9 protein-coding genes are annotated in these 14,079 nt (G+C 71.7%); 3 read left to right on the top strand and 6 right to left on the bottom strand.

All coding sequences use genetic code 11. The annotated features are described in order from the left end of the window. Nucleotides 1–30: 30 nt before the first annotated feature. Nucleotides 31–3,075, bottom strand: a complete 3,045-nt coding sequence (locus tag ACH4SE_RS21755) for an AMP-binding protein (RefSeq protein ID WP_398545062.1) — start codon at nt 3,073–3,075, stop codon at nt 31–33. Nucleotides 3,076–3,513: 438 nt separating this feature from the next. On the opposite strand from ACH4SE_RS21755, the gene ACH4SE_RS21760 reads away from it, so the two are divergent. Further along, nucleotides 3,514–4,077, top strand: coding sequence for a hypothetical protein (locus ACH4SE_RS21760; protein WP_398545063.1), 564 nt, complete (start codon nt 3,514–3,516; stop codon nt 4,075–4,077). A 358-nt stretch (nt 4,078–4,435) separates the two neighbouring features. Here ACH4SE_RS21760 and ACH4SE_RS21765 read toward each other — a convergent pair whose 3' ends face one another. Then, on the bottom strand, nt 4,436–5,182 hold the full coding sequence (locus tag ACH4SE_RS21765; protein WP_398545064.1) for a FadR/GntR family transcriptional regulator: 747 nt from the start codon (nt 5,180–5,182) through the stop codon (nt 4,436–4,438). 101 nt (nt 5,183–5,283) lie between these two features. Here ACH4SE_RS21765 and ACH4SE_RS21770 point away from each other — a divergent pair, with 101 nt between their 5' ends. Both ACH4SE_RS21770 and ACH4SE_RS21775 read left to right on the top strand, forming a co-directional pair. Further along, nucleotides 5,284–7,020 (top strand): IlvD/Edd family dehydratase, encoded by a 1,737-nt coding sequence (locus tag ACH4SE_RS21770; protein WP_398545065.1) that lies wholly within the window; start codon nt 5,284–5,286, stop codon nt 7,018–7,020. A gap of 46 nt (nt 7,021–7,066) precedes the next feature. After that, nucleotides 7,067–8,254 (top strand): fumarylacetoacetate hydrolase family protein, encoded by a 1,188-nt coding sequence (locus tag ACH4SE_RS21775; protein WP_398545066.1) that lies wholly within the window; start codon nt 7,067–7,069, stop codon nt 8,252–8,254. A gap of 142 nt (nt 8,255–8,396) precedes the next feature. On the opposite strand, the gene ACH4SE_RS21780 is transcribed toward ACH4SE_RS21775, so the two are convergent. The 4 genes from ACH4SE_RS21780 to ACH4SE_RS21795 all read right to left on the bottom strand — a co-directional run bounded on the left by ACH4SE_RS21780 (nt 8,397) and on the right by ACH4SE_RS21795 (nt 13,945). Further along, nucleotides 8,397–10,742, bottom strand: coding sequence for a beta-glucosidase (locus ACH4SE_RS21780; RefSeq protein WP_398545262.1), 2,346 nt, complete (start codon nt 10,740–10,742; stop codon nt 8,397–8,399). 74 nt (nt 10,743–10,816) lie between these two features. Next, nucleotides 10,817–11,713: a carbohydrate ABC transporter permease gene (locus ACH4SE_RS21785; RefSeq protein ID WP_398545067.1), complete on the bottom strand. Its 897-nt coding sequence runs from the start codon at nt 11,711–11,713 to the stop codon at nt 10,817–10,819. 1 nt (nt 11,714) lies between these two features. Then, nucleotides 11,715–12,617 carry a carbohydrate ABC transporter permease gene (locus tag ACH4SE_RS21790; protein ID WP_398545068.1) on the bottom strand — a complete coding sequence of 301 codons (903 nt, stop codon included), beginning with the start codon at nt 12,615–12,617 and terminating at the stop codon, nt 11,715–11,717. Beyond that, nucleotides 12,614–13,945, bottom strand: a complete 1,332-nt coding sequence (locus tag ACH4SE_RS21795; RefSeq protein ID WP_398545069.1) for an extracellular solute-binding protein — start codon at nt 13,943–13,945, stop codon at nt 12,614–12,616. The genes ACH4SE_RS21790 and ACH4SE_RS21795 overlap by 4 nt, the downstream gene beginning before the upstream one ends. Between the last annotated feature and the right edge of the window lie 134 nt (nt 13,946–14,079).

A 14,079-nucleotide genomic window follows, 5' to 3' on the forward strand; every position in this document is an offset into this window, starting at 1 on the left:
GCCGGCTCACCGACGCCGCCGCCGGCCCGGTCAACGGCTCGCTCGCTCCGGCGGTACCCCGGCGCCGGACGGCGTACCGGCTGCGGCCCCGAGTGCCGCCTCGACCGCCGCCGCTTCCATGCAGCGGGCGAACGCCTCTGCCTGGGCGGGTGATACGTAGTGCGTGTCGATGCGGATGTCCAGCGCCAGCGCGCCGTCGGGCGCGTCGTCGGCGTAGACGAAGAACCGCTCCGAGGACGTGTCCTGGCGCCCGGTCCAGGTGAACACGGTCTCTTCAAGGGCCGCCCGGAGTTCCTCCGCCAGTTCGCCGGGGGCCGGCTGCCGGGCGGTGTCCGGCGCCAGGGCGTGCGTCGTGCGGTCGTTGAAGTAGGTCCCGATGACGATGTCCTCGCCGCGCTCGCGGGAGAGCAGGGCGATCAGCGCGTCCAGGTCCTCCGGCTGGTAGTAGGCGTGCTTCCAGGCGGAGACGGTGGCCCGCTCGGCCCGTTCGACGACCTCGGCGAGGGTGGCTCCCTCGACGTCGAGGGAGCACATGCCCGACTGCGAGACAGGGCACACCACATCCGACAGCGCCGACCGGAAGCGGTTGCTGACCACCGGCCGGACCACCACGGGGCTGATACCGGTGGCCCGGTGCAGGCCGAGCGCGAACAGCGCCATCAGAACTGCCGGCGTTCCGGCACCGGTTCGCGCGGCTATCCCCGGCAGGGCCGCTGCGAGCGCCGTGGAGCGGAACTCGCCCAGCCAGTGCCGCGGCGTGCGCGGGTCCGTGGGCCCCGGCAACTGCCGTGCGGGCACCGTCCGCAGTATGTTCTCGAAGAACCGCAGGGTCCGCCGGCTCTGCCGCTGCCCGGCGGGAGACCGCTGCCAGCGGGCCTGTTCGAGCTGCTGCATGCCCTGGACGGGCGCGGTCTCCCGGGACGCGACGTCGCGGAGCATGATCGCGCCGCCGCGCCCGTCCGTCACGAGGTGGTGGAGGATGGTCACCAGCCACGCCGGCCGGCCGTTCTGCCGCACCACCGCCATACGGATCGGCCAGTCCTTGGCGTAGTCGAAAGCCGTACGCCGGTAATGCGCCTCGACCGCCGCGGCGGCCTCGTCGGCGTCGCCGTCCGGGGCGGCGTCGTACACCTCGAGGGTGACCTCGCCGCTCGCGAAGAGCTGTTGCCGGGGCCGTCCCGTGGCGTCGAAGCGCAGCCGGGTACGCATGGCGGGGAAGCGGACCATCAGGTAGCGCAGTTCGTCGGCGATGTCCGCAAGCGTCCGGTCCGCCTCCAGCGGGGCCCGCCCGCCGATGGGCAGTGCCGACTCCTGCCGGCACATGGCGCCCCAGATCTCCCACATGCCCCAGGTCATCTCGCCCTCGCCCTCGCCCTCCCCCGCGAAGCCGACGGCCAGCCGCTCGGCAGGGAGCGGCACCGGCGCATCCTCGACGGCGCCCGTGCCGGAACCCGCCGTCCGCGCGCGGTGCCGTTCCCGCACCTGCGACTTGCGCGCCTCACCGGAGAAGTCCGCGGTCACGTCCGCCTCGTCCATCACCACGACCTTGCGCAGCGTGGCCGCGGCGGCGGGCTCGAGTGCGGCGTGCACCGCGCCCGTACGGTCGGCCCGCCGATCGGCGCCCGTGTGCAGCGCGAGCAGGACGTCGGTGACGACCTCGCCGCCGACCCGGTCGGCGACCACCACGCAGTCGTGCACCTCCGGGCACGCGGCGAGGATGCGCTCCTCCGCCACCGCCGGGTACAGCCACTTCCCCCCGCCCAGCGGCACCGCGTCCGCCGCCCGGCCGACGTGGTAATAAAAGCCCGCCTCGTCCTGGTACATCAGGTCACCGGAGATGTGGAAGCCGCCCTGCCGTCCGCGGTACGTCGCCCCCGAGTCGTTCCAGTGGCCCGGCGACAGTGTCGGGGCGCGCAGGCCCAGATGGCCGACCTCGCCGGCCGGGACCTCCCGGCCCGTCGCCAGGTCGAGCAGCGCCACCTCGGCGAAGCCGTGCGGGACGCCGACGCAACGCCCGTACCGCCCGGTCGTGGGGGTGTGGGTGATGTGGAAGGCGGAGTGGCCCATCTCTGCGGAGCCAAAGCCGTCCTCGAAGGCGGAGCCGGGGATCCGGCGGGGGCCGTCGGGGGTGGGGGCCTCGCGCGAGCCGTGGGCGACCAGCCGGCGGATGTGCGATTCCGGCGCGGGGCCCCCGCTGCCGGACCACAGCGCGACCGAGTCGAGGTCGTGCGCCGCCAGGTCCGTCCTGGCCAGCTGTGCCCAGGTGGCGGCGGTGCCGAGAACCCTGCCGGGCCTCCAGCGCCCGATCGCGGCCACGACCGCGGGACCGTCGTGCGGCGCCGACAGGAACAGGGTTTCGCCGCGCAGGCACAGCGCCGTGTTCAGCGCCTGGACGCAGTCCGCGTGGGCGGCGGGCAGGGCACTGAGCGTCCGCTCGTCGCCCGGGACGGGCGGGGCCGCCAGCCGGAGCACCCGCGTGGCCGCGAAGAGGCCGGCATGGGTGTGCACCACGGCCGCGGGTGTCCGGGCCGTGCTCGGGGAGTGGGTGACGGCCACCGGGTCGTCGGCGTGGTGGCGGTGGTGCGCCGGCGCGTCCGCCGGGTCCGCGGTGCCGGTGTCCGCCGCCTCCACGTGCCGGTCGACACCCCCCAGGTCGTGGCCGGCCAGCAGGGCGCGGTGCCCGGGATCGGTCATCAGCGCCACCGGACGCAGCCTCCGCAGGAACCCGGCGGCGACATCGCCCGCCAGGGACCGGTCCATCAGTGCGGGGACGGCCCCGAGCCAGGTCAGGGCCAGGAACGTCAGCAGGCAGTCCGCGGACCCCGACACGTACACCGCCACCGGGTCGCCCCGCCCGATGCCGTGCGCGTGCCACCACGCCGCCCGGGCGGCCACCCGCTCCCCCAGCTCGCCGAGCGTCAGCCGGTGCCCGGCGGGGTGGCCGTCGACGGGCGTGTCGAAGGCCGCCCCCGGACCCGCCGGATCCGCTCCGAGCGCTAACAGCGTGGGCAGCACGTTGCCCGCTCCCACGTCCGGGTCGGCCACGAGCACGGCCCGGATACCCTCGCTGTCCACGGCGTTCTCCTTCATGTCGGCCTGGCGCCACGTCGTCCCGCCCCCACCGCTGCGCGGCGCCTCAGGAGCGCGCCCGGCAGCGGCATGACGGGACAGGACTACACCGCGGGATTTGGCTGCACAAGGCGTCGCGCACGGCTACGCAGGGGCTCCGCCGACGCCGCGGCACAGGCCCGTGGAGGGATCGCGCGACGGGGACCGGTGCGCCGGCCCGAGCCGCGCCTGGCGGCCGGCAGCCGAGAGGAGTTCACCGAAAGCCTCGCCGCCGAGGTGACGTGCCGTTCCATGGACCGGCTCGTCGGCGACGGCCGCCAGGTCCTTCCCGTGGCAGGCGGGTACTCCGCCCACCGGTCCTCGGGGACACACCGTGGAAGCAGTTCGGCACCACGCACCGGCGCTGCCGCCATTCGGCCGGATTCAGCAGAGCAGAATGGCACCGTGGCCAACTCCTACGCGCAGTCCATCCTGAGGACCACGAGCACGGCGGAGGCGCTGGACATCGTGCGCCGACTGCTCGACCTTGCCGACACCAGCGTTCTCAGCGTGGACTTCGACGCGCGTGTCTCCGAGGAACCTGTCCTCGATGCACTGCTCGAGCTCCTGCCGGACACGGGCTGGTGGACGGAGACGGACGGCGCGGACGGCGCGTCGTCCGACGCCGGGGACGATCCGCACGCCCACCTCCCCCTGTACATCAGCGGGTGCGGGTTGCCGCCGGAAGCCGTCGACCGCCTGATCGCGGCATCGGGGACGAGCCCTGCCTGCATCCGCTGGGATTTCTGGGCCTGGCCCGCAGCACCCGAAGCAGGTCTGGACCGCGGCGGCCCCCGCGGCGCGTACGTCACCTTGTGCCTGAACGCACAGGACATCGACCTCACCGAGCCCGCCGCGGATCACAGCCTCTTCGTGCACGTGGCCCAGGTGGAAGCCGAGCGCGCCCCCTGGCTGGCCGCCCGGGTCGGGCTGCGGGTGATCGGGGAACTGGTCATGGCGCCTGTCTGACGCGGCCACGGCCCGCCGCCAGCGCGTGGTGCCGTCGGGCACACGCACGGACGGCCGGTCAGAAGCAGCCGGTCCTGGTGGCCTCGCTCGCGTACGGGCTCGCTGCCGGGGAACAACTCGAGGCTCACGCCGACGCCGTGGACCGCGCGGGCCGGCCGGACGGCTGAGACGGAGCTTGCGGGGATCGGCCGGACTGCCCGGCGTACGCACCCTGGGGCGGGGGTCGAGGACCGGTCGGAGCAGGCGGGGGGCGCTGCTGTGGGCTGCGGATGAGCCGATCCGGGTTGTCGGCCCAGGTCGTGGCGCCGGCCCGAGCCGTCTTCGGCTTGCCGCTGACGCTCCTGGGAAGCCGGTCGGGTCATGTGGCCTCACGGTGCAGCCCGGGTGACTGGGCGATCTCCTTTTCGGCCGCTTCGATGACGGCCAGTACCGCGGCCGCCGCGGCCGCGGGATCGCCGGCCGCCACGGCTTCCACGATGGCGCGGTGGCCGGGCAGCGAGGCCTCCACCGCGCCCGGGGTCTGGGTGCTGACGAGGAAACTGTGCTCCAGGGCGATCCCGATGGCACGGCCCAGTGAGCCGAGCAGACGGTTGCCGCCGGCGTCGAGCAGTGCCCGGTGGAAGGCGATGTCGGCCTCGACGTACCCGCTGCGGCCGGGTTCCGCCGCGGCGGCCTCCATGGCGGCCAGGGTGTCGTACAGGGCTCGTACGTCGTCGGGACAGGCCCTGCCGGCGGCGAGCCGGGCTGCCTCCGGCTCGACGATCCGGCGCAGTTCACTCGTGTCGCGCAGCAGTGCCGTGGCGTCCCCGGCCTGTTTCCAGCGCAGCACGTCGCGGTCCAGGTGGTTCCAGTGCCCGGGGGGCAGGACACGCGTGCCGGTGCGCGGGCGTACACGCAGCATCCCCTTGGCCACCAGAGCCTTGACCGCTTCCCGCAACACGCCCCGGCTGACGCCGATCTCGGCCGCGAGCAGGTCCTCGACCGGCAGCGGCTGCCCCGGTTCCCACACTCCGCCCACGATGCGGCGGCCGAGCTCGTCGACCACGCGCTCGTGCGTGGTCGGGAAATGCGCCACGATCTCTGCTCTCCCCTGGACGCCATTCATCGAATCATTGAATGATTACTCCCAAGGCTACGGCCTGCGGGCCCCCGCCCGACACCGCCCCACCGCGAACCAGCCGACGCGAGAGCCACAGGAGTACTCACATGACCGACGGGAACCGCACGAGCCGTCGCAGCCAGGCATGGTTCGGTGCGCGTGGCCGCAGCGGGATGCTGTACCGCTCCTGGATGCGCAACCAGGGATTCGGGCACGAGGTGTTCGACGGCCGCCCCGTCATCGGCATCGCGACCAGCGCCTCCGAACTCGCCCCGTGCAACGCCCACCTGACCCGCGTCGCCGAAGCCGTCAAGCGCGGTGTGTGGCAGGCCGGCGGCTTCCCGCTCCAGTTCCCCACCATGGCCACCGGCGAGACCCTGATGCGCCCCACCGCCATGCTGTACCGCAACCTCATGGCCATGGAGGTCGAGGAGCTGATCCGGGCCAACCCGCTCGACGGCGTCGTGCTCCTGTCCGGCTGCGACAAGACCACTCCCGCCATGCTCATGGGCGCCGCCAGTGTCGACCTGCCCGCCGTCATGGTCACCGGCGGGCCGATGCTCAACGGCAAGTACCGGGGCCAGGACGTGGGATCCGGTACCCACGTGTGGAAGTTCGAGGAGGACCTGAAGACCGGCCGGATGACCGAGGAGGAGTGCTTCTTCGCCGAGGGCTGCATGGCGCGCTCCAACGGCCACTGCATGACCATGGGCACCGCCTCCACGATGGCCTGCATGGCCGAGGCGCTCGGCATGCAGCTGCCGGGCTCGGCAGCCTGGCCCGCGGTCGACTCCCGGCGGATGGAGACCGCGCAGTCGGCGGGGCAGCGCATCGTGCGGATGGTGGAGGAGGAACTGCGCCCCTCGCGGATCCTGACGCGGGAGGCGTTCGAGAACGCCGTCCGGGTCAACGCGGCCATCGGCGGCTCCACCAACGCCATCATCCATCTCACCGCCATCGCCGGACGCGTCGGCGTCGGCCTGGACCTCGAGGACTTCGACGAGCTGGCCCGCGCGGTGCCGACCCTGGTCAACCTGATGCCCAGCGGCACGTACCTCATGGAGGACTTCTGCTACGCGGGCGGGCTGCCCGCCGTCATGGCCGAGCTGCTCCGCGGCGGGCTGCTGCACGGCGAGCAGATCACCGTCACCGGACGCGGCATCGCCGAGAACGTCGGCAGCGCCGAGAACCACAACACCGACGTCATCACCGGTCTCGACGCCCCCTTCCAGCCGGCCGGCACCGGTACGGCCGTCCTGCGCGGCAACCTGTGCCCCGACGGCGCCGTGATCAAGCAGTCCGCCGCGTCACCGCACCTGCTCACCCACCGCGGCCCCGCACGGGTCTTCGACTCCCCCGAGGCCTACCACGCCGTCGCCGACGACCCGGATCTCGACGTCGACGAGAACACCGTCATCGTCATTCGCAACGCCGGCCCCAAGGGCTACCCCGGCATGCCCGAAGTCTCCAACGTCCCGCTGCCCGCCAAGCTGTTGAAGGCCGGGTTCACCGACATGGTGCGCATCTGCGACGGCCGGATGAGCGGCACGGGGTACGGCACCGTCGTACTGCACGTGGCGCCCGAGGCCGCCGTCGGCGGACCCCTCGCCCTGGTGCGCGACGGCGACCCGGTCGTCCTCGACGTCCCGAACCGCACCTTGGACCTGGACGTGGACGACGCCGAGCTCACCCGGCGGCAGGAAGAGTGGCGGGCACCCGCCGAACGGCACACCAGCGGCTACGCCTGGCTCTACACCCAGCACGTGGAACAGGCCGACCGGGGCGCCGACTTCGGCTTCCTGCGCGGAAGCCGTGGACACGAGGTTCCCCGCGACTCCCACTGAGCCCGCTCTCGGAGACCGGCCCCCCGAATCCAGGAGAACACCGATCATGGAATCAGCAGCAGCGCGTCCTCGCCCTGTCCTCACCGCCGCGTCCGTCCTGCCGGAGGACGCCGACCGGGCCGCCCTCGTCGCACGCGTCCACGCCCCGGAGTGGGACGGGCCGTGTGTGGCCGCGATCCGCGGCGAGCAGGTCGTCGACCTGACGTCCCTCGCGCCCACCGTCTCCGACCTGCTGGAACGAGACGACGCGGCGGCGGTCGTCCGCGAGGCCGACGGCGGATCCACATGGAATCTGGACGAACTGCTGCAGGCCCCCGCCAACCGCCGTGACGTTCCGCATCTGCTGGCCCCCATCGATCTGCAGGTGATCAAGGCCGCGGGCGTCACCTTCGCCCGGAGCCTGCTGGAGCGCGTCATCGAGGAACGCACGGGCGGCGATCCGGCGCAGGCCGCCCGGGTGCGCGAGCGCGTCGGGCAGGTGGTGGGCGGCGCGCTCGACGGTATCCGTCCCGGATCGCCGGAGGCGGCCAAAGCCAGGGAACTGCTGGTCTCCGAAGGGCTCTGGTCGCAGTATCTGGAGGTCGGCATCGGGCCGGACCCGGAGGTGTTCACCAAGGCCCCGGTGCTGTCCGCCGTCGGCACCGGAGCCGAGGTCGGAGTGCTCGGCGCCTCGGTGTGGAACAACCCCGAGCCCGAGGCCGTCCTCGTCGTGGACTCGCGCGGCCGGGTGCGCGGCGCCACACTCGGCAACGACGTCAACCTCCGCGACGTCGAGGGACGCAGTGCGCTGCTGCTGTCCCGCGCCAAGGACAACAACGCGTCGTGCGCGATCGGCCCGTTCGTCCGCCTGTTCGACGACGACTTCGGTCTCGACACCGTTCGCGGGCTGGACATCGACCTGCGGATCGACGGCACGGACGGCTACGTACTGCACGGCAGCAGTTCCATGAGCGAGATCAGCCGCGACATCCTGGAGCTGGTGGCCGCCACGCACGGTTCGCACCACCAGTACCCGGACGGTTTCGTGCTGTTCACCGGAACCCTCTTCGCCCCCACCGAGGACCGGCACGCACCCGGTGCGGGCTTCACCCACGAGTACGGCGACATCGTGCGGATCTCCAGCCCTCGTCTCGGTGCTCTCGTCAACACCGTGGTCACCAGCGAGCAGGCCGCGCCGTGGACGTTCGGCGTAAGGGCGTTGATGCACTACCTCGCCCGGCGCGGCCTTCTGTGAGCTGCACAACTCGGGTCGGAACCGGAGACGGGCAAGGGCTCCGGGCGCGGAAGCCGCCGCACAGACCTCGAAGACGGCGCCGGCGCACGGCCCGGTGTGCGCAGCGGCGCCGCCGTTGCGGCGGGCGCTGCGCACACCCTGTTCAGGTCCGCCCCACCGGCTCCTGCCCGAATGTGGCATGGAGGCACCGCGTGTGGTCCACGTGCCGTTCGGCTCCGGTCAGCGTGACCCTGGCCGTCAGGCGCGCGTCCGCGCTGGAGGCTGCCAACCGCATTTCCAGTGCGCCCGGTTCGACGACGCGCCGCCCGTCGCGGCCGGTGAAGGATGCGAGGTCGGCCGGGACCGCGACACGAACGCGGCGGGCCTCGCCCGGCTCCAGTTCGAGGCGGGTGTAGCCGACGAGGCGCTGCACCGGCTGGACGACGGAGGCGACCGGGTCGTGCAGGTAGAGCTGGACGACCTCGGTGCCCGACCGGTCGCCGGTGTTGCGCACGGTGAAGGCGAGGGTGAACTCTCCGTCCGTCGGGGCCTCCTGGGTGTCCACGGTCAGGTCGCTCCAGTCGAACTCCGTGTAGGACAGACCGTGGCCGAAGGCGAACGCCGGGGTCGGGTCAACGTCGGACACCTCGCCGGCGTGCGCCAGCCGCGCACCGAGGTACGAGGTCGGCTGGGTGCCGGGGCGGCGCGGCACGCTGACCGGGAGGCGACCGGAGGGGTTGACACGGCCGCTGAGAACCCCGGCGATCGCGTGGGTTCCCTCCTCCCCCGGGAAGAAGGACTGCACGATCGCGGCGGACTCCTCCACGGCGCGGCCGAGGGCATACGGCCGTCCCGCGAGCAGCACCGTGACCACGGGTGTGTCCAGATCGAGCAGGGTGTCGAGGAGGTGCTGCTGCGCACCGGGCAGCACCAGCAGTTCGGCGTCGCAGCCCTCGCCGCTCGTGCCCCGCCCGAACAGCCCGGCGCGGTCGCCGAGCACCACCACGGCGACGTCGGCCTCGCGCGCCACCTGGGCGGCCTCGGGGATTCCGGAGAGGTCTCCGTCGTCGATTCCGGTACCGCGGGCGACCGTGATCCCGGCGGCGGGGAACTCGGCGGCGAGAGTGTCGAGAAGCGTGGGCAGCTCGATGCCGGCCGGGGTGCCGGGGTGGCGAACGCCGATGTGCTGGGGGAAGGAGTAGCAGCCCAGCACCGCAGTGGGCTCGGTCGCGTTGGGTCCGATCAGGGCGATACGGCGGGGCCCGGCGAGCGGCAGGGTGCCGTCGTTGGTGAGCAGCACGATCGCCTTCTCGGCGATCTCGCGGGCCAGTCGGCGGTTTTCGGGCCGGTCCAGGTCGACCGTGCCCCGCAGCGCCTCCGGGTCGCCGAGATCTGCGCCGTCGAGCGCGGCCGGCATCGGGCTCCAGTCGGGGTCCAGCAGGCCGAGCGCCGCCTTCTGGACGAGGACGTGGCGCAGGGCACGGTCGATGAGCTCTTCCGGTACGCGGCCCTCGGTGACGGCCTGCACGAGGGGGGCGCCGAAGGTCTTGACGTTGGGCAGTTCGACGTCGATTCCCGCCGCGAGTGCGGTGCCGGCGGCTCCGGCCCAGTCGGCTGCGACGCCGTGCAGCGTCTTCAGGAAGGCGATGGCGAAGTAGTCGGCGACGACGGTGCCGTCGAAGCCCCAGGTGTCGCGCAGCAGTCCGGTGAGCAGGTCCTCGTCGGCGGCGGAGGGCATGCCGTCGGTGTCGGTGTAGGCGTTCATCACCGAGCGGGCGCCGCCCTCGCGGACGGCCATCTCGAAGGGGGGCAGCAGGACGTCGGCGCGTTCGCGCAGACCCACGGAGGAGGGGGCGAGGTTGCGGCCGGCCCGTGAGGCCGAGTAGCCGACGAGGTGCTTGAGGGTGGCGACGGCACCGGCAGACTCAAGGCCCTGCACGTACGCCGTACCGATGCTGCCGACGAGGTAGGGGTCCTCGCCGATGGTCTCCTCCACCCGGCCCCAGCGGGCGTCGCGTACGACGTCGAGGACGGGTGCGAGGCCCTGGTGGACGCCGACGGACCGCATGTCGCGGCCGATGGCGGCTGCCATGCGGCGCACCGTGTCCGGGTCGAAGGTGGCGCCCCAGGACAGCGGAACGGGATAGGCCGTCGCGCCCCAGGCGGCGAACCCGGCCAGACACTCGTCATGCGCCAGAGCGGGGATGCCGAAACGGTTCGCCGAGGCGATGCGGGCCTGGGTGCGGGCCAGGGAGAGGGCACCGAGGGCGGGATCGACGGGGACGGTGCCGAAGGGACGCGTCAGCTGACCAAGTCCGGTGGGCAGCAGCGCCTCGAGGTCGACGGCCTCCTCCATGTCGTGCTGGTGGGGCGCCACTTCGCCTCCCTGGTCGGAGGCGCCGACCCACACGCCGAACAGCTGGCCGGTCTTCTCCTGAAGGGTCATCGCGTCGATCAGGGCCTCGGCCCTGGTGGTGGCGGGAAGGGTGGGATCGTTCCAGGGGGGCATCTCGGGGGTGGTCTCCGCGGCCACGGTGGCGTTCACTTTCCTCCGGTGCCCGTCGGGCCCGGTCCGCGTGCCGATCACCGGCTGAATCCGGCGGTCAGACCGCTGAGCAGCTGCCGGCGGCCGAACGCGTACAGGACCAGGACGGGCAGTGTGGTGAGGACGACGGCCGCGAGAACGGCGGGGACGTTGACGCCGTACTGGCCCTGGAAGGACCACAGCGCGAGCGGCAGGGTCCGGCGGCCGGGGCTCTGGGTGAGGACCAGGGGCAGCAGGAACCCGTTCCAGATCGTCAGTCCGTTGAAGATGGTCACGGTGAGCAGGGCCGGGCGGGTGAGAGGTACCGCCAGCCGCCACAGTGTCGTCCACTCTCCGGCGCCGTCGACCCGCATCGAGTCGAACAGCTCCTTGGGTATGTCGCGGACGAAGTTGGCGAGCACCAGCACCGACAGCGGGATGGCGAAAGCCATCGACGGGAGCACCAGCGCCAGCAGGCTGTCGTACAACCTCAGCTTGATGATGATCAGGTAGACCGGGATCACCGTCGCCTGCAGCGGGATGGCCAACCCCATGAGGAAGAGCCCGTTCGTCACGCGCAGGGCCCGCATGCGCCAGCCGCGTACGATCGCGTAGGCGGCCATGACGGAGAAGACGACCGCCGGCACCACGGCGCCGACGGTGACCACGACGCTGTTCGCGAAATAGCGGATGAAGTCGGATTCGATGACCAGCCGGTAGTTGGCCAGCGTGGGGTCGCTCGAGGGCACCAGCGGGTTGCTCGCGTAGTAGCGGCTCTGGGCCTTGAGACTGGTGATGAGGATCCAGTACAGGGGTACGGCGACGACGACGAGCCAGGCCCAGCCGGCCGCGCCGGCGACCCAGTTGTGCCGACGGGCCGCCATGCGGGAGGGGCGTCGCCTCTCGTGGCGGGCGTCCTTCTCCGGATGCTGCGTCCTGGTGAGCGTGGTGGTCACGTCAGGCCCCCTCGAGTTGGCTCTCACCGGCGTCCCGGCCTCCGAGCCGGCGCAGCAGCAGGGCGAGGGCGAGGCCGATCAGGACCAGGATGGTCGCGATGGCGCTGGCCGGCCCCATCTGGCTGCCCCGCCAACCCCGCTTGTACATGTCCAGCGCGAGGACCCGGGTGGCGTCTCCGGGGCCGCCCTCCGTCAGGACCCAGATGAGGTCGAAGAAGGTCAGCGACCCGACCACCATCAGCGTGGACGAGGTGATGACGGTGTATTTCAGCTGGGGCAGCGTGATGCCGAAGAACTGCCGGATCCGCCCGGCTCCGTCCAACTGCGCCGCCTCGTAGAGCGACTTCGGAATCTGCTGGACCCCGGCCTGGTAGATCAGCGAGTGGAACGGGATGAACTGCCAGGAGACGACGAAGACGATGACACCGAACGCGAGCCCGGGCCTGCCCAGCCAGTCCTTGCTGAGCGCCCCGATCTTGAGCCCGGCGCCCAGGCCGAAATTGGGGTCGAGCAGGGCCTTGTACGCGACCGCGATCGCCGCGGAGCTGAGCAGCAGAGGGATGAAGTACACCACGCCCAGCGCCGCACGGTAGCGCGGGCGGCCGGCCAGGAAGGTGCCGAGCAGGATGCTCAAGGGGGTCTGGACGGCCCAGGACGCGATCATCACGAGGAACGTCACCCGGAGGGCGTGCGGCAGCCCGGGGTCGGCGAGGACCGTACGCCAGCTGGTCAGTCCGGACGCGTGGATGGCGCCGATCCCGTCCCATGTGGTGAAGCTCAGCACGAGGACGCCGACGAGGGGAACCACGGCGAAGCAGACGAAGACCACCAGCGCCGGCGCCGCCAGCCACGGCAGGATGCTGCGCGGTCCGCGACGCTGCGGATGGCTGGTGAGGGCGCTCATTTGCCGAGGACCGCGTTGAGGTTGCCGGCGAACTGCTCGGGCGAGATGGACAGCTGGAACAACTTCGAGATGTTGTCCAGCAGCGTCTCGGCGGCCATCGGGCTGAGCGCCTGGTCCCAGGACTGGCCGAACGCCTTCGCCTTGGTGGCGATGTTGTAGGTGAGTTGCAGGAAATCCGCGCTCTTGGAGGCGGCCAGCAACTTCTCCGTGCCCAGCCGGATCGGCACCGAGCCGATGTCGATCCACTGCTTCACCTCGGCGTCCTGCAGCACGCCGTTGGCGAAGAACTCCTTGGCGACCTTCTTCTCCTCGTCACTGGCCTTCGAGGAGATGGACAGGTACTGGGCGGGGTTGCCGAAGCTGTTGCTCGGATCGCCCTTGCCGCCTTCGACGGGCGGGAAGTTCATGTAGCCCAGCCCGCCGCTGGAGACGAAGTCCCCGCCCTCAGCCTGCTGGATGCCGTACGACCAGGCGCCGTGCAGCATCATCGCGGCCTTGCCGGTGTACAGCAGCGCCTGGTCGGCGTTGGAGTCCGCGGTGATCGAGGAGAAGCCCTTGATGAACCCGTTGGCCTTGACCAGCTCCTGCAGCTTGGTCAGCGCGGTGATGGCGGCCGGGTTGGACCAGGCGTTCTTCTCGCCCTCGACGACGGCCGAGAACACCTCGGGTCCGCCTATGCGGTCGAACAGGAACTCCAGCCACATCATGTTCGTCCACTGGGACTGGCCGCCCAGGGCGAACGGTGCGATGCCCTTCGCGTTGAACCTGGGCACCAGCGCCATGATGTCGTCCCAGGACTGCGGCGGGTTCACACCGACCTGCTCGAAGAGCCTCTTGTTGTAGTAGAGGATGATCGGCTGCACGCACTCGCACGGCATCGCGTAGATCTTGCCGTTGACGGTCGCCGCGCCGAACGCGGTCGGGAGCACCCGCTGCTTGACCTCGGAGTGCTCGCCGAACCACGAGGTGAGGTCCTCGACCTGGCCCGCCTCCGCGTAGGTGCGCAGCGTCCCGCCGCCCCAGCCGTAGATGATGGTCGGCGCCTGCCCGGCGCCGATAGCAGTCTTGATCTTCGTCTTGTACGCGTCGTTCTGGAAGGTCGTGTCCTTGATCCGCGTCTTGGGGTGGGCCTCGTTGAAGGCCTTCACCGCGCGGGCCCGCACGCCTTCCTGTGGCTGGCTGCTCAGGTACCAGTAGGTGGCGCCGACCTTGCCGCCGCCGGGACCGGAGGAGCCGCAGGCCGTCAGCGCCGCCGACACCGGCACGCCGGCGGCCAGGCCGAGCAGGGTCCGCCGGGACAAGGTACGTCGAGAGACAGGAATCTCCATGGTGTTCTCCGCACTCGAGGGCCACCGGCGTCTCAGAGGTCATGCCGAAAACGTTTCGAAACCACCGGCTGACTTTTCAGTGAGTGCACGTTAGATTTCGAGGTGATGCCGCGTCAAGGGATGCGCAAGTACAC

It is taken from the genome of Streptomyces sp. NPDC020983, assembly GCF_044333485.1.
Lineage (GTDB): Bacteria > Actinomycetota > Actinomycetes > Streptomycetales > Streptomycetaceae > Actinacidiphila.

Coding starts and splice junctions, on each gene's coding strand:
- ACH4SE_RS21765 (WP_398545064.1), bottom strand. CDS start 5,182: ATGAATGGCGTCCAGGGGAGAGCAGAGATCGTGGCGCATTTCCCGACC.
- ACH4SE_RS21770 (WP_398545065.1), top strand. CDS start 5,284: ATGACCGACGGGAACCGCACGAGCCGTCGCAGCCAGGCATGGTTCGGT.
- ACH4SE_RS21775 (WP_398545066.1), top strand. CDS start 7,067: ATGGAATCAGCAGCAGCGCGTCCTCGCCCTGTCCTCACCGCCGCGTCC.
- ACH4SE_RS21780 (WP_398545262.1), bottom strand. CDS start 10,742: ATGCCCCCCTGGAACGATCCCACCCTTCCCGCCACCACCAGGGCCGAG.
- ACH4SE_RS21790 (WP_398545068.1), bottom strand. CDS start 12,617: ATGAGCGCCCTCACCAGCCATCCGCAGCGTCGCGGACCGCGCAGCATC.
- ACH4SE_RS21795 (WP_398545069.1), bottom strand. CDS start 13,945: ATGGAGATTCCTGTCTCTCGACGTACCTTGTCCCGGCGGACCCTGCTC.